Genomic DNA, 21728 nt, shown 5'->3' with positions numbered 1-21728 from the left:
CTTCCTCATCTTTTATCCTCCTCCCAAAATAAATCATCCAACGTTTTATCCAGCGCTTTTGCGATTGCGATGCATAGCTGAAGCGTCGGATTGTATTTTCCTTTTTCAATCAGCCCGATCGTTTGCCGCGTCACATCAACCCGTTCTGCCAACTGGGCTTGTGTGAATGACTTTTCGATCCGGGCCAATTTGACCCGGTTTACCATTTGCTCACCTGCTTCCCGCGATGTATCTGTTTTAACTAGAGCTTTCGTCAGTCATCCAAAAGATCTTTATTTTTCTTGAAAGACATACGTAAAGAGATGACATTGACCAGAAAATAGAATAAAACAAACAGAAAGACCATCATCACAAGATCAAGCCATTCTTTCGCATGGCCGGGTATTCCCGTGAACGCAATCGTTAAACACAGAAAAATGAAACCTGACGTCATGCTGACCGCCAGCATTTCTTTTCTTTTTTTGCGATAAGCCTGTTTGCTGGCAATGTCCGGGTATTCCAGGCCGGAAAACAGATACCGGAAAATGATCCAGCAAGCGTACAGTCCAAAGCCGATTCCGCTCACAACGTATTCTGACGGTTCTCTATCCAATATGATGCCTCTGACGATCACATCTAAAAGCAATAAAGAGGCGACCAGCATACCGGATTCGTTAAAAAATTGGTTCATTTTCTTTTCAACGTATTCATCTCCGCTTTTCAAAAATTTCATGACAACCGTCTCCTTTCCGAAAACGAATTATGCAATATATACATTACATTACGTTAAATATATATTACATCAGAAGGATTCGCAAATCAACTCAAACAAAAAAAGCCGCCTGCGTGTGCGGCGGCCTTTCAACTTTTATGCATTTGCTTTAACGATCGAGTCGATCTGTTTCATGACTTCGTCAGTCAGGGTATTCAAACGCGCTTCGCTGTCTTTGCTTGTTTCTCCCTTGACGGCGAAGTAAAATTTCACTTTAGGTTCGGTTCCTGACGGACGGAGGCAGAACCATGAGCCGTCTTCGAGGAAATATTTCATCACATTCGATTTTGGAAGATCGATCGCCTCTTCCTTGTTTTCTTTAAACAGCGTCCGTTTGCCGACAAGATAGTCTTCTGCAGATACAACGTCTTTTCCGGCAATTGAAAGCGGCGGCTGCTGTCTGAACGTGCTCAGAATCGCCGCAATTTGCTCGGCCCCTTCCTTCCCTTTTAAGGTGAGGGATTTCAATCCTTCGCGGTAATAGCCAAACGTTTTAAACAGCTCAAGCAATCCGTCGTAAAGGGATTTGCCTTGCTTTTTATAGAAGGCGCATACTTCGACGGCAAGAAGGGCGGCCTGAACAGCATCCTTATCCCTTGCAAAGTCGCCGATCAAATAGCCGTAGCTTTCTTCATAGCCAAATTGGAAGGTATATTCGCCGGTTGCTTGATACTGCTTGATTTTTTCTCCGATGAATTTAAAGCCTGTGAGCGTGTCGACCGTATCAAGTCCGAACGAAGAAGCGATGTCGCGGCCCATTTCGCTTGTCACGATCGTTTTCAAGACGACTCCGTTTTCAGGCAGGATTCCTTTATGCTGTTTTTGAGAAAGCAAATAATGAAGCAGGAGCGCTCCGGTCTGGTTGCCTGTCAGGACGACATATCGGCCTTCGTGATCCTTTACGGCGACACCGAGCCTGTCCGCATCAGGGTCTGTTCCGATCAGTATATCGGCACCCTCTTTTTCCCCCAGTTTGATCGCATATTCAAAAGCGGCGTGCTCTTCCGGATTCGGTGAAGAAACCGTAGAAAAATCGGGATCTGGAAGTTCCTGCTCGGGCACGACTGTCACGTGTTCATAGCCGAGGGCTTTAAGTCCCCGTCTGACAGATTTGTTGGCCGTTCCGTGAAGCGGCGTAAAAATGACCTTTACATCCGTTTCCTTCGCAAGGTCCGGGTTGACGGAAATCGATGTCAGCTTGTCAAGATATGCCTTGTCGATGTCTTCTCCGATGATGCTGATAAGGCCTTTTTCTTTTAAAGCTTTCTCATTACCCTCTGGAATCTCTAATTCGTTTTCAATCGCATTGACTTGCTCGATAAGCTTGTCCGCTGCGGCGGGAGGAAGCTGTGCACCATCGTCTCCGTATACTTTGTAACCGTTGTATTCCGGCGGATTGTGGCTCGCTGTAATCACGATGCCAGCATACGCGTGAAGATGTCTTACAGCGAATGAAAGCTCAGGCGTCGGGCGAAGCTCGTCAAACAGATACGTTTGCACTCCGTTTGCGGCGAGCGTTTTTGCCGCTTCCAGCGCAAATTCAGGCGACTTGTGGCGCGAATCGTAAGCGATGACGACTCCCCGCTTCTTTGCTTCTTCCCCGTTTGCGGCTATATACGATGCAAGGCCGGCCGATGCTTTGCGGACCGTGTAGACGTTCATCCGGTTTGGACCGGGTCCGATTTCTCCGCGCATTCCCGCCGTTCCAAATTCAAGCTTTTTATAAAAGCAATCCTCTAGTTCTTTCTCATTTCCTTCCGCTTTGAGAAGGAGGGATTTTAATTCAGGATCTAAATTTCCAGTGTTTTTCCAGCGTTCATAGCTTGTTTTCCAGCTCATGTCAGACCTCCCAATTTTCTAGCTTATGTAGCAGCTGTTCTGCTTTTATATTATCGATAAACGGCGTCTTTGTCCAAAATAAGTTGGCGCAACATAAAAAATGGTGCTGCCTTTATAAAGGCAGCGCCATTTCGGATATTCCGGCCCGTTTTTTCAACATGCCGGACCGTGTCATTTGTACTTGACAGGGTTATTTGCTTTCCAGCGGAACGACCGCGTCATGAAGAAGCTCATCCAGCGTTTTCAGATGCTTTTCTTTCGTGTCTTCGTCCCAGTTCAGCTTATCGCTCATATAATCCGTAAGTCCTTCTTTATAGGTGCGGACCCAATTGATGTCAAAAAACAGTGCGCCCGTTCTGCGAACGAAGAAATCCGCCGGAACCGCGGCCATTTCTTCATCGATCGCGTAATCGATTTCCGCCAGTACGTGAACGGGAATGCCGCGCTTGACAGCTTCATCTTTCAGCTTTTGAACCCGTTCAAACAGCCGGTCCGCATTCGATCCATATCTTGCTGCAAGGTGTCTTGCCGTTTGCTCTGTTAAGCCCGGTGCAGCTCCTTCTTTCGCCTTCTCCTCGATAAAGGCTTCAAGGTTTTGGGAACCGCCGATATGCCCTCCGGAAATCGGCATCGTTTTTGTTTTGCAAGGTCCGAAGTCTTTGTCTCCTTCTTCTTTTAACCGGGTTCTGACAAGGTCAACGATATGTTCAGCCATTTTTCTGTAGCCTGTCAGCTTTCCTCCTGCAATCGTGATCAAGCCTGAGTCAGATGTCCATATTTCATCTTTCCGGGAAATCTCAGACGGATCTTTTCCTTCTTCGTGAATCAAAGGTCTGAGCCCGGCCCAGCTTGACTCCACGTCTTTGGCGGTAATGTTCAGGTCAGGGAACATATAGTTGATCGCGTCTATGACGTAGTCCCTGTCTTCGGTCGTCATTCTCGGATGTTCAAGGTTTTTGTTATAGACGGTGTCGGTTGTTCCGACGTATGCCTTGCCGTCCCTCGGAATGGCAAACACCATGCGGCCGTCCGGCGTATCGAAGTAGACGGCCTGCTTCAGCGGAAAGACCGACTGATCGAATACAAGATGAACGCCTTTTGTATGCTGAAGGTGCTTGCCTTCTTTTGAGCGGTCTTTTTCTCTCAGGCTGTCGACCCACGGGCCTGTCGCATTAACGATTTTTTTTGCATAGACGCGGTACGTTTTCTTCGTAAAGACGTCTTCGATCACGACGCCGGCAACCTTTCCGTTTTCGTAGATAAATTCTTTTACCTTTGCATAGTTGACAGCTTCCGCCCCGAATTTAACCGCTTCTTTCAGCACTTCGATCGTCAGTCTGGCATCGTCTGTCCGGTATTCGACATAATAGCCTCCGCCTTTTAAGCCGTCTTTTTTCACGAGCGGCTCTTTTTCAAGCGTTTCTCTTGCAGTCAGCATGCTTCTCCGCTCGGCTTTTTTGACTCCTGCCAAAAAGTCGTACACCCTGAGGCCGATTGAAGTCGTGAATTTGCCGAAAGTGCCTCCTTTGTGCATCGGCAAAAGCATCCATTCAGGCGTTGTCACATGCGGACCGTTTTCGTAGACGATCGCCCGTTCCTTCCCGACTTCGGCGACCATTTTCACTTCAAACTGCTTTAAATAGCGGAGCCCTCCGTGAACAAGCTTTGTTGAACGGCTTGATGTTCCCGCGGCAAAATCCTGCATTTCGCAAAGAGCGGTCTTCATCCCGCGCGATGCGGCGTCAAGCGCCGTGCCGGCACCCGTAATCCCTCCGCCGATAATAAACACATCATACTTCTCTTTTGTCATATGCTGTAGGATGTCATCCCGCTTGCGGCTTGAAAATACTGTATCCATTAAAAGTCCTCCCTTGTTGTCACGGCAAATAATAGAAAAAGAGACCACAAACATCCAAAGCAATACAACTGCTTTGGTGCCTGTGGTCTCTCCTCTTCTCCAACCGTTTCTATTAACTTGCATTCATTGTAACATACTCGCTGCTTATTTGAAAGCCCTAGCTGCTTTAACTGCTTTTTTCCAGCCGCTGTAAAGGCTTTCGCGCTCTTCTTCCTCCATTTTCGGTTCAAATCGTTTATCCAGCTTCCACTGGTCTTCAATCTCTGAACGGTCATCCCAGAAGCCGACGGCAAGCCCCGCCAGATAAGCTGATCCGAGGGCTGTCGTTTCATTGATTTCCGGACGTTCGACCGGTACATCAAGAATGTCTCCCTGGAATTCCATCAGGAAGTTGTTTTTCACGGCGCCGCCGTCTACCCGCAGCGTTTTGACCGAAATTCCCGAGTCTTCCACCATGGCATCGAGCACATCTTTCGTCTGATATGCGAGGGATTCGAGCGTCGCTCTGATAAAGTGCTCTTTCGTCGTGCCGCGGGTTAAACCGAAGACTGCGCCGCGAACGTCGCTGTCCCAGTACGGCGTACCTAAGCCGACGAATGCCGGAACTACATATACACCATCAGCAGATTGTGCTTTTACAGCATATGTTTCACTTTCTTTCGCATCTTTAAACATTCTCAGCCCATCGCGAAGCCACTGGATGGCGGAGCCTGCGACAAATACGCTTCCTTCAAGGGCGTATTCAACCTTTCCGTCAATGCCCCAGGCGATCGTCGTCAGCAGGCCGTGCTCTGACTTAATCGCTTTTTCGCCGGTGTTCATGAGCATAAAGCAGCCGGTTCCGTATGTGTTTTTGACCATGCCTTCTTCAAAGCAGGCCTGCCCGAACAGCGCGGACTGCTGATCGCCTGCCGCCCCTGCAATCGGAATGTTCTTCCCGAAGAAATGGTAATCGACGGTTTCGGCGTACACATGGGAAGACGGCTTGACTTCGGGAAGCATCGATTTCGGAACGCCGAGAATGTCTAGCAGTTCATCATCCCACTTCAAATCGTAAATGTTGAACATCAGCGTTCTTGAAGCATTTGAATAATCGGTCACATGAGCTTTGCCGCCCGACATCTTCCAGATCAGCCATGAATCGATCGTTCCAAAGAGCAGGTCGCCGTTTTCTGCTTTTTCCCGCGCTCCTTCTACATGATCCAAAATCCATTTGACCTTTGTGCCTGAAAAATAAGGGTCGATCAACAGACCCGTTTTTTCCCTGATCTTGTCTTCATATCCTTTGTTTCTTAATTCCTCGCAAATGTCTGCTGATTGCCGCGATTGCCAGACGATCGCATTGTAAACGGGCTGACCTGTATGCTTATCCCAGACAACCGTTGTCTCCCGCTGGTTTGTGATGCCGATGCCGGCGATTTGTCCGGCTTGAATTCCTGATTCAGAAAGCGCTGAAGCAATGACGGCCAAAACGGACCCCCAGATTTCGTTTGCATTGTGTTCAACCCAGCCGGGATTCGGGAAATATTGATTGAATTCCTTTTGCGCGGTATGCACAATCTTTCCTTCTTTGTTGAAAATTATCGCTCTTGTACTTGTCGTACCTTGATCAAGAGATAAAATATACTTTTCCATTTTAGCTCCCCCTTATTGCTCCTTAAGTTACAAATTAAATGATTTCTCTGCCGTTTGCTTTTTCGAATATATATAGAAACCTAACAATACCACAGCTACTGCAGCGCTTACAATCCAAAATGTGTTTGTCATGTGCCCTTTAAACACGGCATTGTAAAAAACGCCGGCGAACGATCCTCCGAGAATCGGTCCGAAGACTGGCACCCATGCGTAGCGCCAGTTGGAGCCTCCTTTTCCCGGTATAGGAAGGACAAAATGGGCGATTCTCGGACCCAAATCACGCGCCGGGTTAATCGCATACCCTGTCGTTCCTCCGAGCGACAGGCCGATTGCCACGATCAAAAAACCGACGATCAGCGGGTTCAGCCCTTCGGTGAATTTATTTGCGCCAATAGTCAAAATACTGAGTACGAGAATAAATGTACCGAATGTTTCACTGAACAGGTTGGCAAATGTATTTGGAATGGCCGGCCCTGTCGAAAACACCCCAAGCTTCGCTCCCTGGTCATCTGTTTCTTTCCAATGCGGCAAATAATGAAGAAAAATGAGAACGGCTCCTAAAAAAGCGCCAAGCATTTGTCCGCAAATATAGGCAGGCACTTGCTCCCAAGGGAAATCGCCGACAAACGCCAGTCCCAATGTTAGGGCCGGATTTAAATGGGCTCCGCTGATATTGCCGACGGCATATGCGGCCATGGCCACGCCAAGCCCCCAGCCAAATGCGATGACGATCCATCCCGATTGATGAGAAAGTGATTTTTTTAAATTTACGCCGGCGCAAACTCCTGCGCCAAAGACGATGAGCAGCATCGTTCCGATAACTTCCCCCCAAAATGCTGTCAAGGCTACCCCTCCTAAGAAAATCAGTCTTTATAAATATAAGTTTTCACTGTGTCTAAAAGACCATAAAAAAACACAGCAAAACTTCTTTACATAAGGTAAAGAACTGCTGTGGTCTCCGGGTCTCCGTCACAATGTATCAACTTGGTACGATCGTATCGTATAATGAAAGCGTTGTCAATATTTTTTCATTATTTTCGCTCAGATCCAATACTTTTTCCACAGCTCTGTATCGGACGTTGTTACAGCGGACGCCCCAGCCTCCAAGGCGTTTTTCACGTCATTCTCGGAGCGGATGAAGCCGCCCGCGAATATCGGGATTCCTGTTTTTTCTTTTACTTCCCTGATCAATTCAGGCACGACCCCCGGGAGGACTTCAATAAAATCAGGCCGGTGTTTTTTGACCAGTTCAATACTTTTGTCCATGGCGCTCGTATCGATTAAAAACATCCGCTGAATCGCATACACCTTCTTTTGTTTCGCCTTGGCGATCACGCTTGATCTCGTTGATAAAATGCCGGCCGGCTTCATCTCCTGGCAAATAAATTCAGCTCCGTATTCGTCATGCTTAATCCCTTGGATTAAATCAACGTGAACAAACATATTTTTGCCCCTGGCCCTCGCCGCGCTGATCACGCCTCCCAGCCGTCCAAGGTGAATATCAAGAAGAACGCCGTATAAAAACGGGCTGTCCAGGAAAATGTCAAACTGCTTCATATTGCGAATCGCCGGTAAAATTTGCTGATCGTGAAAACTCATGTTCCATCTCCTTCTTCGTTTGCATCCTGTATTACACTAAAGGAAATTCCCCTCTATTGCAATCCCCTTGTTATGTTTAATCGTTCCCCAGGCAGAACATTTTACATTCATCCTTTGCCGAGCCATAATGTTACCATCATTTGAGAAAAGAAAGGGGTATTTTCGTGAAAGCGATCATCCATAGCGGTACGGACGGTCTTGCGGGATTGAAAATGACAGACGCAGCCGTTCAATCCCCCGGATACGGGGAAGTAAAAATCAAGGTGAAAGCGGCAGGACTCAATCACCGCGACATTTTTCTCTTCCGCTCGCGAAAGGAAGGCGATGCGCCTTTCATTCCCGGATCTGACGGGGCGGGCATAGTCGAAGAAACCGGCGAGGGTGTATCAGGTCTCGCAGCAGGCGCTGAGGTTATCATCAATCCGAGCATCACTTGGGAATTCACGGATTCCGTCCCGCAAGTTCCCGACATTCTCGGCGGGCCTTCTGACGGAACCTTTGCAGAATATGTAATTGTCTCTGCAAAAAACGTCCTTCCAAAACCGGCCTATCTTACCTGGGAAGAAGCCGGAGTCTTGCCTTTGTCAGCGCTGACCGCCTACAGGGCTCTTTTCACAAAAGGCCGGCTGAAAAAAGGCGAGCACCTCTTCATCCCCGGCATCGGAAGCGGTGTGGCCACATACGCTCTGCTCATGGCCAAGGCGGCAGGCGCACAGGTCACAGTCACGTCGCGCAGCGAAGAAAAAAGAAAGGAAGCGCTGAATCACGGCGCAGATCGCGCGATTGACAGCAGCAGCGATTGGAACGAAAGCCTCAAAGGGGAAAAAGTCGATTTTGTCCTTGATAGTATCGGACCGGCGACATTTCCGAAATACTTTGACATTCTGAAGCCGAATGGACGGATCGTCAATTTTGGAGCAAGCTCCGGAGACAGCATTGAACTTCCGCTGCGTTCGCTTTTTTTCCCGCAATTCAGCATCATCGGCACTTCAATGGGCAGCCTTGAGGAGTTCCGCGGGATGCTTCGGTTTATGGAGCGCCATTCGCTTCGGCCGATCATCGATAAGACGTATCCTTTGTCAGATGCACGCAATGCCTTTAACCGGATGACGAAAGGAGAGCAGTTCGGAAAAATCGCCCTCGTCATAGACGCGTAAAGTGCCTTTATAAGCCGGCGGCCGACTGACGGCCGCCCGCGTCTTTTAAGCTAAACGGCACAGACTTTCCTTCAGCACGCCGATGATGAAGGAAAGGTCTTCTTCCGTCAGACTGAGAGGGGGCGCAAGCTGGATGACGTTGTTGTATCCGGCCGCCGTATCCGCATTTTTACTGACGATCAATCCTTTCTGTCTGCACTCCCCGATCACTTTGTTCACGTCCGCCAAATCGGCCGGTTCTTTCGTCTGTTTATCCTTTACGAGTTCGACCCCTACAAGAAGCCCCTTACCGCGGACGTTCCCGACTTTCGGACGGTCTTCCATCTCCTTCAGCTCGCTGAGCAGCCTTTCGCCAAGCACGCGCGACCGCTCGATTAAGCGCTCTTCCTCCATGATGGAAAGGTTTTTGATCGCCAATGCACAAGCGGCCGGGCTTCCTCCGAACGTATTGACGTGGCGGAAACGGTCATAAGGGCCGTCACCTGCGTACGCTTCATATATCTCCCGTTTGACGGCCGTTGCCGCAAGCGGAAGATAGCCGCTCGTCATCCCCTTGGCCATTGTGATGATATCGGGTTTTACGCCGTAATTCATAAAGCCGAACCGCTCGCCCGTCCGCCCGAATCCGCAAATAACTTCATCACAGATCAAGAGCGCGCCGTTCTTTTCGCATATATCTTTGACTTTTGCCATATACCCGTCAGGCGGCATCAATATGCCTCCTCCGGTAATGATCGGCTCCATGATTACGCCGGCGACTGTTTCAGGAAGCTCCCACATCATTACCTTGTCAATGTCTTCAGCGCTTTCAAGCGTATCGCGATCAGCAGGGTTGCGGTACAGATCAGGAGGCTGTACATGGATGAATCCTTGGCCGAGCGGTTCGTATTTATACTTTCTTTGCGCCTGTCCGGTTGCACCGAGCGCTCCCATCGTGTTTCCGTGATAGGCTCTGTAGCGGGAAATGAACTTATATCTCGCGTGTTCCCCTTTTTGCTGATGATATTGGCGCGCAATTTTAAAAGCCGTTTCATTTGCTTCAGAACCGCTGTTGGAAAAAAAGATCACATAATCTCCGCCAAGCCATTCATTCAGCTTTTCAGCCAGCCGGACGGCGGGAACATGAGTGTTCGTCAACGGGGCGTAAGGCATCTCAAGCAGCTGTTCATACGCCGCATCTGCAAGCTCTTTTCTGCCGTAGCCGGCATTGACGCACCACAGCCCGGCCATTCCGTCCAAATAACGGCGGCCGTCAATGTCCGTAATCCAGGCGCCTTCGGCTTTCTTCACGACAAGCCGGGCAGGATCGGAAGCCGTCCCGCTCATGGCGTGCCAAAGGTATTTTTGATCCTTCGCTTTGAGATCCGCGCGATTTTCCTGTACCGTCATTTGTCCACCCCATTTCATGATCTAAAAAACCATACCATTTTATATGTATTTCATTTCTTCATCGGAAATGCAGTTCCTTTTTCAAAGATAAAAAGGGCCGCCTGAAACATTCAGGTCAGACCCATACGGAAAGCATCCACAGTACGACAGGCAGCGTGCCGATGCTGAGCAGTGTGCTGATAAAGGTCGCGCTTGATACGATTTCCGGTTTTGTTCCAAATTGAACGGCCATCAGCGTTGTATTCGCAGCAGTCGGCATGGCCGCCGACAGGATCATGATCTGTTTGACCAAATCGCTGACAGGAAGGATAAGGGCAAATCCCAAAGCAATAAGCGGCGATGCGATGAGCTTGAGCAAAAGCGAGTAAGAGATTTTTCGATATTCGATATGTTTAAACGAAATCGCCGCGAGCTGCATCCCGAGAATAATCATGATCGTCGGAATCGCGGCGTCCCCGACCAATTTAATTGCCGTCATGAACTGTTCGGGAATCGAAATATGACTCAGCTGCAGTGCGATTCCGAGCAGCGCCCCATAGGCGACAGGCATCCGCGTCACCCTGCTCATCACCGTTTTAAAGCCGTCTTGTTCAGAGCTCCCTTTTGCCGCATAATAGAGTCCGATCGTACTCATGACGAGCTGCTGGATTACCATCAGCACAACGGCAATGTCAAGTCCGGCTGCACCGTAGACGAGCAAAACGACGGGCGTCCCATAAATTCATGAAGGCTGACGACAAAATAAGGGCGCAGCGTTCCTGATTGGAATACTTGTACATATAGGAGATGAGATAGACCAATAGAATCAAAGCGATGCAAAGGCCCAGGGCAAAAACGGACATATACAAATAATCCATGGTCAGCTTGTTTTCATAAAACGTATCAAACGCCAAAAAAGGAGACATTAAATAAAGGGACATTTTAGACAGGTTTTGAATGTCAAAGCCAAGCAGCTTCTGCCCGGCATATCCGATGGCAAATACTCCGAAAACAGGGAGCAAAACGAGTAGAAATTCCATGATGCACCTTCTTTTTATGTATAAACCGCTTTCAGTGATATGTTTAATGATAAAGAATATTCTCTCTATTTTCAATATAGCAGAATAAGCGTATCAAATGGAAGGGAGCCCGCCATGGTCATGAGCGAACGGGATTTTTATGTTAAAGGAATGCATTATACGATTCGGTCAGCCGCCAAAAAAAGACGCAGGAGCATTATCAGAATTAAGGATGCGAATCGACGGGGAAACCGAAAATTTGGACAGGGAAAAAGGAGAAGCGTTCATCGATGCGCCGCGGTTTGAACAAATCATACAAACCGATGCAAAAAAGCCCGGAATTTATTTTTGGTAGCGGAAGTTCAAGGCCGGACCGTTGGTTTTTCAAGGTGCGAAGGAACAGATTTGAAAAGATTCTCGCACAAGACCGAATTCGGGGTATGCGTGTTAAAGGATTTTTGGGGATACGGCATCGGGAAAAATCTATTGCAGCAATCTATTTTTTGGGCAGACGCGAGTGGAATCAAAAAAATAGCTCTTCAAGTGTTAGAAACAAATGAGAAAGCGATTAAACTCTATCAAACATACGGTTTTGAGATAGAAGACATCCTAAAAAATGACAAAATGTTTTCTGACGGCAAATACCACAATACGATCATAATGGGAAGATGGAACGAATGACCAAAAACAGCCAATGGAAAGTGCGGAGCCGATTCAGGCTCCGCCATTCTCTCCTCAATCTTCGCCTTCATTCCGCCGCTTCTCCCTCGCAAACGTATAATTGCCTTCATATCGCGTCAGCCGGCCGCCGCTGAGCCAATACGTGACATTGAACATCCTGTCCAGAAAATATCTATCATGGGAAACCGCGATAATCGTCCCTTGAAATCGGGCGAGCGCCTCTTCGAGCACTTCTTTTGATTCGATGTCCAAATGGTTTGTCGGTTCATCGAGGATCAGCACGTTATGATGCTGATGGACAAGCTGGGCCAGGCGAAGGCGCATGCGCTCTCCTCCGCTTAAGTCCTTCACTTTTTTAAACACGGAGTGTCCGTAAAACAAAAACTTCGCCAGCATCATTCGGGCTTCGCCTTCGGTCGCAGTGACTTGATCGCGAAACTCAGCCAGGACGGAGTGCTCTTCATTCATTTCCGAGACATGCTGGGTCAGATGAGCGACAGACAAACTGCTCCCAAGCTGCACCTCGCCGCTGTCAGCCGGCGCAGTACCGCTGATGATCGAAAGGAGCGTCGTTTTGCCGCTTCCGTTTTCGCCGACGATGGCAACGCGGTCCTGAAAGCGGACATGCATGTGCAACCCGCTGAACAGCTCCCGTTTTCCAAAGCGCTTTTTCACATTTTCAAGCTTGACGACGTCTTTTCCGCTTCGGTCGTTCATTTTGAAGGCGAGATCGATTTTCTTTCGGTCGAGTGCGGGCTTTTTTAGAACATCGATGCGCGCCAATGCCTTTTCCATGCTTTTGGCGCGGCGGTGCAGTCCCTCGTTTGGAGGATTGGCCCTGTTTGCCCATTCCTTCAGACGCTTGATCGTTTCCTTCATTTTTTTGATCTTTTTTTGCTGGTCCTGATAATGCTGGAACTCTCTGATCAGGCGTTCTTCGCGCTCAATCGTATACCCGGAATAATCCCCCTGGTATACGTGAAGCTCTCCCTGGTCGATTTCAAAAATGGACGTTGCGACATCATCCAAAAAATACCGGTCATGAGAAACGATGACCGCCGTCCCTTTGTACTGTTTGACAAATGTTGTGAGCCATTCGACCGCATCCAGATCCAAATGGTTTGTCGGCTCATCCAATAAAAGCAGATCGGGAGACGACAGCAAAAGCCTCGCCAAGCCGACTTTCGTCCGCTCTCCTCCGCTTACATCCCGCCATTTTGCATCAAGCAGACGGCTGATCTTCAAGCCGGCGGCGACGCGTTCGATTTGCGAGCTGATCTCGTAACCGCCTTTTTGCTGAAATTCGTCCTGCAGCGCACCATAGCGTTCAAGCAGCCGTTCGAGTGTTTCCGCGTCTTGTTCCTCTGCCAGCCGCCGTTCGATGGCAGACAGCTGGTTCTGTATATTCCATAATGAAGCAAACACATCAAACAGCAGCTCTTTTACCGTTTGTTCCCCGGCATGCGCCGCCGACTGCTTCAGCAAACCGGCCGATATTCCCTTCTTCCATGTGACAAGTCCTTCATCAGGCTTCACTTGCCCGCTCATCAGCCTCAACAGCGTCGTTTTCCCTTCCCCATTGCGGCCGATCAGACCGATTCGTTCGCCTTGTTTTATTTCGCATGACACTCCGCTGAGAACCGCATGTCCTCCATATGACTGTGTCACGTTTTGTACACTGCATACTGCCATGAATCTCTTCCTCCGTTTCGCGAAGAGACATCCGGCCATAAAAAAAACGGCAGAGCTAACATGCTGCCGTCAAGATCAAAAAGCAGTTAAAATCCGATTGTGGGCAGATGTCTCTCACTGGTATTTTTTCCTCATGAATGTGTAAAAAAGGGCAGACTGATCCCGTAATACGCATTCTCCGGAAAAAATTGCGCGACAAATATACAAGTGGGCTTGCACGTCTGTCATGCGCTTACCAGTTTGATTCATCTTTTCCACCTCCTTTACATACATCCAATATATGAAAAACAAAACAGAAAGTCAATCGCAAAAAGCCGGCCACTAGGGTGCCGGCTGTTCACACGTTATTTTTTATAATGAATCCGGTAAATGTCGTGGCGTCTGTCTTTCAGCTGACGGACCGTACCGTCTTGGCGCTGCCTTCTGAGAATTTCCAGATCGACGTCGCCGATGACGACCATTTCAATGTTCGGATTGCATTCGCCGACGATTCCGTCCCTTGCAAATTCAAAATCGGAAGGCGCAAAAATCGCCGATTGCGCATATTGAATATCCATGTTTTCTGTTTGCGGCAGGTTTCCGACCGTCCCGGAAATGACGGTGTACACTTGGTTTTCCACAGCTCTCGCCTGAGCGCAGTATCTGACGCGCAAATACCCTTGGCGGTCTTCTGTACAGAAGGGCGTGAAGATGATCTTCGCGCCTTTTTCCGTTGCGATTCTGGCAAGCTCGGGGAACTCGATGTCATAGCAAATCTGAATCGCGATCTTTCCGCAATCTGTGTCAAACACACGCACCTCGTCTCCCCTGCTGATCCCCCACCATTTCCGTTCATTCGGCGTGATATGAAGCTTATATTGCTTTTCAATCGTGCCGTCTCTTCTGAATAGATAAGCAATGTTGTAGATTTTCCCTTCCTCTTCGACAAAATGGGAGCCGCCGATAATATTGACGTTGTATTTGACGGCAAGGTCTGTGAACAAGCTGATGTAATCCTCCGTATATTCGGTAATCCGCTGAACGGCAAGGCTCGGGGAACGCTCCTCAAGAAAAGACATCAGCTGCGTCGTGAAAATTTCCGGATAAACAGCAAAATCGGCTACCGCGTCTGATGCGACATCTGCATAGTACTCGACTTGGTTGGCGAACTCTTCAAACGAATGAATCTGCTTCATTTCGTATTGAATCACGCAAATCCTTACCGGGAAGGCCGATTTGTAGTAGCGTTTGCTTTGCGGCATATAGTCGACATTATTCCACTCCATCAATGTCGCATATTTGCTCGATGCCTTGTCATCCGGCAGATAGTTCGGATTGATCCTCATCATCGTAAAGCCGTTCAGCAGCTGAAACGACAGCACCGGATCATAAATCTGATGGTGAATGACCTGTTCGACGTACTGCCTCGGCGTCATCTCAGAGGCGTATTTGTGATAGTTCGGAATCCGGCCGCCGATGATGATGCTCTTTAAGTTGAGCCGCCTCGCCAGATCCTTTCGCGCTTCATAAAGGCGGTGGCCGATTTTCATTCTTCTGTATTCGGGATGAACCATCACTTCAATGCCGTACATGTTCAGGCCGTCGGGGTTGTGATTCGTAATATAGCCGTCATCTGTGATATCCTGCCATGTATGACGGTCGTCATATTCGTCAAAATTGATCAAGAGGCTGGAGCAGGAGCCGATCACTTCCCCTTCAAGCTCCGCACAGAACTGCCCTTCCGGAAAATACTGAAGATGGCTTTCCAGATGCTCCCGCTTCCAAGGAACCATCCCCGGAAAACAAAGCTCCTGAAGCTCAATGATGCTTTCAATGTCTTTTTCTTCGATATTGCGGATGACGATCTTTTTTTCAAAACGGGAAAGATCCAATTTTTCAGACACGTCTCTTCCTCCTCTCGCTTGGCTAAGCTTGATCAGACACTTTTTTGATAAGCTGTTCCAACTCCATTTCCGCCATCGATTCAAGGCGGTGATCATAATGCTCGAACAGCAGGCTTTTCGTCACTTTATTCGGCACGATGACACACTTCATTCCAGCGCGCTTTGCCGCCATCGATCCGTTGACGGAATCCTCGAAAGCGAGGCATTCCCCAGGCTGTACGCCGAGGCACTCGGCTGTCTGCAAGTACAGCTCCGGATTCGGCTTGACCTCCTCAACGTCATCGGCCGTTCTGATGCATTCAAAATCGTCGTACAGGCCGATCTGCTTCAAATGCTGTGATACCCATTTATAATCAGAGCTTGACGCAAGGCCGATTTTTAGTCCGAGTTCTTTTGCCGCCGTCAAGTAGGCCTCGACTCCGGGGCGCGCTTTTTCGCTTTCAAGCCGTTTCAAAAAGCGTTCTTTCCGCAAGCTTTCCAGCCTTTCCTGATCAAGCTTCTTTTGCACCTGTTCTTCCAGGTAAACAAAAGGCTGAAAGCCTGCAGCCGTTCCGATCACCTTCCCCCATACCGACATCGGAAGAGCTGAGCCGTGCTCTTCAAAAATTTCTTGAAGCACTTCATAATCGTGTGTTTCTGTATCTAAAATAAGGCCGTCAAAATCAAAGATCACTGCTTTTATCATCGTGCTTTGTCCAACTCCTTTTGCCTGTTTGCACACTAATTGTATCCTTCTTACTTTCCCTTGAAAAGCCCGGAGCATTCAAAAATGTTATGTTAAACACAAGAAGAGCCTGCTCATTTCGGCAAGCTCTTTTTGCTTTATTGCGTTTGAGTCGGAGTGGAAATGTTCGTGAGCGCCTGTCCCGCAGACTCGTTTGACAACTCGTTTACCGCGAGGTCCCCAAGCGCGACAATGCCGACTAAATGATTGTTATCCACAATCGGCAGACGCCGGATTTGACTCTGTGCCATAAGGTGTGACGCTTCTTCAAGGCTCATGTTCGGATTGCCTGATACAACATCCGTCGTCATGACATCAGAGACCGGTGTCTGGCCGTCCTGGCCTTGAGCCGTGGTTCTGAGCGTAATGTCGCGATCAGTGATCATCCCTTTCAATACACCCTGGTCAACGACCGGAATCGCTCCGACATTATGCCGGCTCATCAGTTCCGCCGCTTCTTTTACCGTCTGATTCGATGAAACCGTCACCACCTGCTTTGACATCGCATTGCTGACTTTATTCAATAGACTGCACCCCTTTCGGTTGTTAGTATGCACAGACAACGAACAGGCTACAAAGGAAGTTGAAACCATCCTTGTGTTTTTCGTATTTTTCCTTTATAGTCTTTTCATAAAAAAGAAGAGCTCTCCCCTGGGGGAAAGCTCATTACATCAGCAATTCCTGTTTTTCACTGTGCGGGATATGGAAGTCGGACGATGTTAACGGAAAGTGCAGGCCGCAAGTATTGAGCTTCCGGCTGTTTTTATCAAAAAGCTCGCGGTCTTTTAATACCCATTGTCGTTTCGATTTTGTAAGCAATGTGTGGATCAGCTGCAGGCTGGTGATGATCTGAAATGCTTCATCGAGCGTCCCCTTGTATACATGCTCCTTAAAATCGAGCACACCCTGCTGTTTCAGCTCTTTCAATTGTTGTTTGCTAAAGTAAATCGGAAATACTTGATAAAGCTCTGAGACAAGTTCTTCAATATAGATTTCCTGTTCTTCTGTTGCTGCTTTCACAATGCGCATATGTATCACCCTTCATCCCTTGTTGAAATCTCTTCAAACAGAATAGCATACAAAAACCCGGGGCTGTGAAGGTAAGTGTTTCCTGACGGCTGAAAGGCTTTAGACAGAAAGGAGAGTAAAAATGAACCAACAATATCGCGGCTTGACTTTCCTTGCAGACAGCCGCCACGACGGCGTCCATTTGTTTACGTTTTTGAAGCGGGAAACGAAAGCTTCCAAGCCGGTCATTCAATATTGGACCGTCAATCAAAAAATAAAAATCAATCATAAAGCGGTATCTGACAACGTGCGGCTGAAAAAGGGGGACAGAATCGACATCGATCTTAGAGAAGAAGAAGACAGCGGCGTTATTCCCGAGTACGGCGAACTGTCCGTTTTATTCGAGGATGAACATATGCTGATCGTGAATAAGCCCCCTGGCATGGCGACGCATCCTAACGAAAAGGGGCAGACAGGAACGCTCAGCAATCTTGTCGCATTCTACGATCAAACATACGGTGCGGAACGAAAAATCCGCCATGTCCATCGCCTTGATAAAGATACGAGCGGGGCGGTCGTATTCGCCAGGCACCGCCTTGCCCACGCACTATTGGACGAACAGCTGCAAAGAAAAGAGCTCGCAAGAACATACATCGCCATAGCGGAAGGCGCCTTCAAAAACAAAAAGGGAACCATTGCAAACCCGATCGGGAGGGACAGATACCATCCTGTCAGAAGACGTGTATCCCCGACAGGACAGCCGGCCGTCACCCATTATGAAGTAAAAGGCTACCGGCCAAAATACGATGTCTCATTGTGCGAGCTGCGGCTGGAAACGGGCAGAACCCATCAAATCCGGGTTCACCTTTCCCATCTCGGCCATCCCATTTCAGGAGACGCTCTGTACGGCGGCTCAACCGGCCTCCTGAAAAGGCAGGCGCTGCACGCCGCAGAAATCAGCGTCACCCATCCGATCAGCGGTGAACGTCTGACCGTCAAAGCTCCGCTTCCCGATGATTTGAAAACCGCTGCCGCAAAAGCGGAACTGCTATGATCACGCAAAAAAGGATGATCCTCTGAAGTTTTCAAGATCATCCTTTTGCATTTAATTTTACCCTTTAAGCGGGGAAAGTGTCCGTTCCAGCCAGCTCATGAGAAGATCGGCGATAATCGCCATGAGGGCGGTCGGGATTGCCCCCGCCAAAATAATCGCCGTTCCGTTTGTTGCATTTGATCCCCTGACGATGATATCGCCAAGACCGCCCGCCCCGACGAATGTTCCGATTGCCGTTATGCCGATCGCGATGACAAGCGCGGTTCTCAAGCCTGCCATGATGACGGACAGGGCAAGCGGAAGCTCCACCATCCGAAGCACCTGCAATTTCGTCATGCCCATCGCTTTCGCGGCTTCTAAATAGGCGTGGTCAATGCTTTTGATCCCAGTATAAGTGTTCCTGATAATCGGTAAAAGCGAATAGAGAAACAGCGAGACGATCACCGTATTCGCTCCGAGGCCAAGCACAAGCATCAAAACGGCGAGCATCGCCAATGCCGGAATCGTTTGAATCACATTCGTTACGGTAAAGATCCAGCCGCTCAATGTTTGATAGCGGGCGATGAAAATTCCCGCCGGAATGCCGGCAATTGCCGCAAACAGCACGCCGTAAGCGGACATCAGAAAATGCCTGTAACATTCTTCAAGAACATAACCGCCGTTATGAGCATAATACGTGCCAAGCTGCTGCAACACATCCATTACCATCGATCCCTCCGTTTCATTCAAAATAGTGATGTTTTTCTAAAAACTGCTTGGCGACGACAGACGGCTCCTTGAGCTTTCCGTCAACCTCATAGTTCAGTTCCTGCATCGTCTCCGTGTCGATTTTTCCGATCAGCTTATCGATAACGCCTTCAAGCTCCGGGTGCTCCTTCAGCACGTTCTCGGGAACGACGGGAGAGCAGTCATACGGCGGGAAAAACCGTTTGTCGTCTTTTAACATTTTCAGGTTGTACGCTTTAATCCGCCCGTCTGTTGAATACGCGAGAACGACGTCCATCTTCCCGTTTTTTACCGCGTCATAGACGAGGCCGATCTGCATCGGGTACGTGGAGCCGAATGCGATGCGATAATCGTTCATAAAAGCGTTGTATCCGTCTCCCTCTCTTTTCATCCAGTAGTTATCGACGCCAAGCTTATATTGGGATGCGTCCTTTTTCAAATCGGATATCGTTTCAAGGCGATGTTTTTCCGCCAATTCCCGTGTCACGGTGAACGTATAGGTGTTATCAAACCCGTACGAATCAAACCATTTCATTTGATACCGTTTTTTAAATTCCTTTTGCGTCATCTTGAGCGCCTTTTCAGGATCCTTTTCAGGCTTCATCCTCAGCGTTCCTGTTAAAGCATCCCCTGTGTAGCGGGTTGCCGCCACATCGATTTCGCCCTTTTGCAAAGCCTGCTGCTGTACCGCATTGGATCCGAGGTTTTTGATCGTTTCCGTTTGTAAACCTGTGTCGTGTTCGATCAGCTGGGCGAGTATGCTGGCGATGATTTCCGATTCGCTCATGCTTTGCGCCCCGATCTTTATCGTTTGTCCGGCGTCTCCTTTTAGTCCGGGGAGGGCGCAGGCGCTGAGCAGGATAAAAGATGCGGCGATCAGTGTTCTCCTGACATATGTCATGATCATATTCAGCCAACTCCTTATGAAACTTCTTTCAGCCCTTTTAATCCGTTCGGCGTCACTTTTCGTTCCGTCCGTGATAATACAGCGTCGGTTATCATGGCGAGAAGCGTTACCGGTACGGCGCCTGCGATGATATATTCCGGCTGATACAAATTAAGCCCGATGAAAATGTAGTCGCCAAGGCCGCCGCCGCCGATGAAAGATGCCAAGGTCGCCCAGCCGATCAAATAAATCGCCGATGTCCTGATCCCTGCCATGATCACCGGAACCGACAGCGGCAGCTCCACGAGGCGGATCTGTTCCCATGCAGTCATACCGATTCCTTTTCCCGACTCCAATAAATTGCCGTTCACACTTTTTATCCCTGTATATGTGTTTCGTAAAATCGGTAGGACTGAATAGAAAAATAAAGCTGCGATCGCCGGTACCTTTCCAACTCCTAAAAGCGGAATAAAAAATGCCAAAATCGCAAGGCTCGGCAGCGTCTGAATGACATTTACAACCGCGATGACAGCACCCGCTCCCCTTTTCATTCTCGTCAACAGCACACCGAGAGGAACCGCCGCAATGATTCCGAGGAATAGAGAGATGAACGAAATATAAAAATGCTCCCATGTTTTATAAAGCAGTTCTGATCCGTTTGTCTGCAAAAAATGAAGAGCTTCAGCCAAACGAAGCACCTCCTGCGCTCAACAGATTTTCTTCTCCCCAAATCGATTCGTATACGATTTCGACGAGGCTCGCTCTTGTGACGATGCCTGTGAGGCGGTTGTGCTCATCGACGACAGGCACATATTTGATGCCCCGTTTTAAAATTTTCCTTACGGTATCGCGAAGAAGCTCGTGTTTTTTCACCGTATAAATGCCGGTATGGACGACCTCGCCGATGAGCTTTGCTTTTCTTCGCATCTGATCGATGATTTCAACATCGACATATCCGCGAAACCGCCGCTTTTCATCGATGACAAGCAGCGAGTCGACGCGATGCCGCCTCATGATTTGAATCGCCTCTGACAACGTTTTATCAGCCGTTACGGTGACGGGATCGGCATTCATGATCTGTTCCACGCGTTCGATTTCGGGGGTCGATTGAATGAGCCTGTCTTTTCCGATAAAATCTTCGACAAAATCGTTTGCAGGGTACCGCAAGATGTCATCGGGAGTGCCGACCTGGACGATCTCGCCGTCTTTTAATATGACAATCCGGTCCGCAAGCTTGATCGCTTCATCCATATCATGTGTCACAAAAACGATCGTTTTGTTTAAGGTTTTCTGCAATTTTTTAAACTCTTCCTGGAGCGTATCACGGGTAATCGGGTCAAGCGCGCCGAACGGTTCATCCATTAAAATTAACGGCGGCCCGGCGGCGAGTGCCCGCAAAACGCCGATTCTCTGCTGCTGTCCCCCGCTCAGTTCGTGAGGGTAGCGGTCCAAATAATCCGGCCCCATATCAACAAGCTTTAACAGATCGCGCGCCCGTTCTTTCCGTTTTTCTTGAGGCCATTTCAGCAGCTTCGGAACGAGCGAAATGTTCTCCTGAATCGTCATGTGCGGAAAAAGCCCGATTTGCTGAATGACATAGCCGATCTTTCGGCGAAGCTTGACGGCGTCCTGAGTCATGATATTTTCACCGTCAATATAGATGCTGCCTGACGTCGGTTCGATCAGGCGGTTGATCATTTTCATCGTCGTCGTTTTTCCGCAGCCGCTCGGGCCGATGAAACAGATAAATTCGCCTTTTGCGATGTCCAAATGAATGCCGTTAACAGCTTTTTTGCCTCCTTTATACACCTTTGAGACGTTTTTCAGTTTCAGCAACAACTGCACCTC

At 48.7% G+C, this 21728-nt stretch carries 19 protein-coding genes and 2 pseudogenes; 3 read left to right on the top strand and 18 right to left on the bottom strand.

Annotated elements, in window-relative coordinates; all coding sequences use genetic code 11:
- Window positions 1-5: 5 nt before the first annotated feature.
- The 7 genes from NSQ39_RS21105 to NSQ39_RS21075 all read right to left on the bottom strand — a co-directional run bounded on the left by NSQ39_RS21105 (window position 6) and on the right by NSQ39_RS21075 (window position 7682).
- Complete coding sequence (locus NSQ39_RS21105; protein ID WP_046129706.1) at window positions 6-206, bottom strand: helix-turn-helix transcriptional regulator; 201 nt, start codon at window positions 204-206, stop codon at window positions 6-8.
- 47 nt (window positions 207-253) lie between these two features.
- Entirely contained in the window at window positions 254-712 is a 459-nt protein-coding gene (locus NSQ39_RS21100) for a DUF6773 family protein (protein WP_046129705.1), read from the bottom strand.
- A gap of 135 nt (window positions 713-847) precedes the next feature.
- Window positions 848-2590, bottom strand: a complete 1743-nt coding sequence (locus NSQ39_RS21095) for a phospho-sugar mutase (protein ID WP_175077108.1) — start codon at window positions 2588-2590, stop codon at window positions 848-850.
- A gap of 190 nt (window positions 2591-2780) precedes the next feature.
- On the bottom strand, window positions 2781-4448 hold the full coding sequence (gene glpD, locus NSQ39_RS21090; RefSeq protein WP_046129703.1) for a glycerol-3-phosphate dehydrogenase: 1668 nt from the start codon (window positions 4446-4448) through the stop codon (window positions 2781-2783).
- 144 nt (window positions 4449-4592) lie between these two features.
- Window positions 4593-6083 (bottom strand): glycerol kinase GlpK, encoded by a 1491-nt coding sequence (glpK, locus tag NSQ39_RS21085; protein ID WP_046129702.1) that lies wholly within the window; start codon window positions 6081-6083, stop codon window positions 4593-4595.
- 27 nt (window positions 6084-6110) lie between these two features.
- Window positions 6111-6926 (bottom strand): MIP/aquaporin family protein, encoded by an 816-nt coding sequence (locus NSQ39_RS21080; protein WP_046129701.1) that lies wholly within the window; start codon window positions 6924-6926, stop codon window positions 6111-6113.
- 198 nt (window positions 6927-7124) lie between these two features.
- The gene (locus tag NSQ39_RS21075) at window positions 7125-7682 is read right to left on the bottom strand and encodes a glycerol-3-phosphate responsive antiterminator (RefSeq protein ID WP_046129700.1); all 558 of its coding nucleotides are present in this window, start codon (window positions 7680-7682) and stop codon (window positions 7125-7127) included.
- Between the two features lie 164 nt (window positions 7683-7846).
- Between NSQ39_RS21075 and NSQ39_RS21070 the strand changes: the two genes are divergently transcribed.
- Window positions 7847-8839, top strand: coding sequence for a quinone oxidoreductase family protein (locus NSQ39_RS21070; protein ID WP_046129699.1), 993 nt, complete (start codon window positions 7847-7849; stop codon window positions 8837-8839).
- A gap of 45 nt (window positions 8840-8884) precedes the next feature.
- On the opposite strand, the gene NSQ39_RS21065 is transcribed toward NSQ39_RS21070, so the two are convergent.
- Window positions 8885-10228: an aspartate aminotransferase family protein gene (locus tag NSQ39_RS21065; protein ID WP_046129698.1), complete on the bottom strand. Its 1344-nt coding sequence runs from the start codon at window positions 10226-10228 to the stop codon at window positions 8885-8887.
- A gap of 115 nt (window positions 10229-10343) precedes the next feature.
- Window positions 10344-11247: pseudogene (locus NSQ39_RS21060) on the bottom strand (AEC family transporter).
- Between the two features lie 114 nt (window positions 11248-11361).
- Here NSQ39_RS21060 and NSQ39_RS21055 point away from each other — a divergent pair.
- A pseudogene (locus tag NSQ39_RS21055) lies at window positions 11362-11907 on the top strand (GNAT family N-acetyltransferase).
- Window positions 11908-11961: 54 nt separating this feature from the next.
- Here NSQ39_RS21055 and abc-f read toward each other — a convergent pair.
- The 5 genes from abc-f to NSQ39_RS21030 form a co-directional block, all read right to left on the bottom strand.
- Window positions 11962-13599 carry a ribosomal protection-like ABC-F family protein gene (gene abc-f / locus NSQ39_RS21050; protein WP_046129697.1) on the bottom strand — a complete coding sequence of 546 codons (1638 nt, stop codon included), beginning with the start codon at window positions 13597-13599 and terminating at the stop codon, window positions 11962-11964.
- Between the two features lie 344 nt (window positions 13600-13943).
- Window positions 13944-15482 carry a carbon-nitrogen hydrolase family protein gene (locus NSQ39_RS21045; RefSeq protein ID WP_175076710.1) on the bottom strand — a complete coding sequence of 513 codons (1539 nt, stop codon included), beginning with the start codon at window positions 15480-15482 and terminating at the stop codon, window positions 13944-13946.
- Between the two features lie 22 nt (window positions 15483-15504).
- Complete coding sequence (locus NSQ39_RS21040) at window positions 15505-16167, bottom strand: HAD family hydrolase (RefSeq protein WP_046129765.1); 663 nt, start codon at window positions 16165-16167, stop codon at window positions 15505-15507.
- 137 nt (window positions 16168-16304) lie between these two features.
- Window positions 16305-16709, bottom strand: a complete 405-nt coding sequence (locus NSQ39_RS21035) for a CBS domain-containing protein (protein WP_373688041.1) — start codon at window positions 16707-16709, stop codon at window positions 16305-16307.
- A 163-nt stretch (window positions 16710-16872) separates the two neighbouring features.
- Window positions 16873-17235 carry a DUF5365 family protein gene (locus NSQ39_RS21030; protein WP_046129694.1) on the bottom strand — a complete coding sequence of 121 codons (363 nt, stop codon included), beginning with the start codon at window positions 17233-17235 and terminating at the stop codon, window positions 16873-16875.
- Window positions 17236-17356: 121 nt separating this feature from the next.
- On the opposite strand from NSQ39_RS21030, the gene NSQ39_RS21025 reads away from it, so the two are divergent.
- A complete protein-coding gene (locus tag NSQ39_RS21025; RefSeq protein WP_175076711.1) occupies window positions 17357-18268 on the top strand; it encodes an RluA family pseudouridine synthase in 912 nt (303 codons plus the stop codon).
- 57 nt (window positions 18269-18325) lie between these two features.
- Here the strand turns inward: NSQ39_RS21025 and NSQ39_RS21020 are convergent, their stop codons facing one another.
- The 4 genes from NSQ39_RS21020 to NSQ39_RS21005 are packed head-to-tail and all read right to left on the bottom strand — an operon-like array spanning window position 18326 to window position 21716.
- Window positions 18326-18970 carry an ABC transporter permease gene (locus NSQ39_RS21020; RefSeq protein WP_175076771.1) on the bottom strand — a complete coding sequence of 215 codons (645 nt, stop codon included), beginning with the start codon at window positions 18968-18970 and terminating at the stop codon, window positions 18326-18328.
- A gap of 19 nt (window positions 18971-18989) precedes the next feature.
- A complete protein-coding gene (locus NSQ39_RS21015) occupies window positions 18990-19901 on the bottom strand; it encodes an osmoprotectant ABC transporter substrate-binding protein (RefSeq protein WP_175076712.1) in 912 nt (303 codons plus the stop codon).
- A 14-nt stretch (window positions 19902-19915) separates the two neighbouring features.
- On the bottom strand, window positions 19916-20569 hold the full coding sequence (locus tag NSQ39_RS21010; RefSeq protein ID WP_175076713.1) for an ABC transporter permease: 654 nt from the start codon (window positions 20567-20569) through the stop codon (window positions 19916-19918).
- On the bottom strand, window positions 20562-21716 hold the full coding sequence (locus tag NSQ39_RS21005) for a betaine/proline/choline family ABC transporter ATP-binding protein (protein WP_175076714.1): 1155 nt from the start codon (window positions 21714-21716) through the stop codon (window positions 20562-20564). The genes NSQ39_RS21010 and NSQ39_RS21005 overlap by 8 nt, the downstream gene beginning before the upstream one ends.
- Window positions 21717-21728: the final 12 nt, after the last annotated feature.

This window comes from Bacillus sp. FSL W8-0848, assembly GCF_038007805.1.
Lineage (GTDB): Bacteria > Bacillota > Bacilli > Bacillales > Bacillaceae > Bacillus > Bacillus glycinifermentans.
The sequence above is the reverse complement of the archived record's forward strand: the minus strand, read 5'-3'. Positions and strand labels throughout refer to the sequence as shown.

Excerpts from the sequence above, each read along its gene's own strand:
- NSQ39_RS21105 (WP_046129706.1), bottom strand. The coding sequence starts at position 206 with ATGGTAAACCGGGTCAAATTGGCCCGGATCGAAAAGTCATTCACACAA.
- NSQ39_RS21100 (WP_046129705.1), bottom strand. The coding sequence starts at position 712 with ATGAAATTTTTGAAAAGCGGAGATGAATACGTTGAAAAGAAAATGAAC.
- NSQ39_RS21095 (WP_175077108.1), bottom strand. The coding sequence starts at position 2,590 with ATGAGCTGGAAAACAAGCTATGAACGCTGGAAAAACACTGGAAATTTA.
- glpD (WP_046129703.1), bottom strand. The coding sequence starts at position 4,448 with ATGGATACAGTATTTTCAAGCCGCAAGCGGGATGACATCCTACAGCAT.
- glpK (WP_046129702.1), bottom strand. The coding sequence starts at position 6,083 with ATGGAAAAGTATATTTTATCTCTTGATCAAGGTACGACAAGTACAAGA.
- NSQ39_RS21075 (WP_046129700.1), bottom strand. The coding sequence starts at position 7,682 with ATGAGTTTTCACGATCAGCAAATTTTACCGGCGATTCGCAATATGAAG.
- NSQ39_RS21065 (WP_046129698.1), bottom strand. The coding sequence starts at position 10,228 with ATGACGGTACAGGAAAATCGCGCGGATCTCAAAGCGAAGGATCAAAAA.
- abc-f (WP_046129697.1), bottom strand. The coding sequence starts at position 13,599 with ATGGCAGTATGCAGTGTACAAAACGTGACACAGTCATATGGAGGACAT.
- NSQ39_RS21040 (WP_046129765.1), bottom strand. The coding sequence starts at position 16,167 with ATGATAAAAGCAGTGATCTTTGATTTTGACGGCCTTATTTTAGATACA.
- NSQ39_RS21035 (WP_373688041.1), bottom strand. The coding sequence starts at position 16,709 with ATGTCAAAGCAGGTGGTGACGGTTTCATCGAATCAGACGGTAAAAGAA.
- NSQ39_RS21030 (WP_046129694.1), bottom strand. The coding sequence starts at position 17,235 with ATGCGCATTGTGAAAGCAGCAACAGAAGAACAGGAAATCTATATTGAA.
- NSQ39_RS21025 (WP_175076711.1), top strand. The coding sequence starts at position 17,357 with ATGAACCAACAATATCGCGGCTTGACTTTCCTTGCAGACAGCCGCCAC.
- NSQ39_RS21020 (WP_175076771.1), bottom strand. The coding sequence starts at position 18,970 with ATGGATGTGTTGCAGCAGCTTGGCACGTATTATGCTCATAACGGCGGT.
- NSQ39_RS21015 (WP_175076712.1), bottom strand. The coding sequence starts at position 19,901 with ATGATCATGACATATGTCAGGAGAACACTGATCGCCGCATCTTTTATC.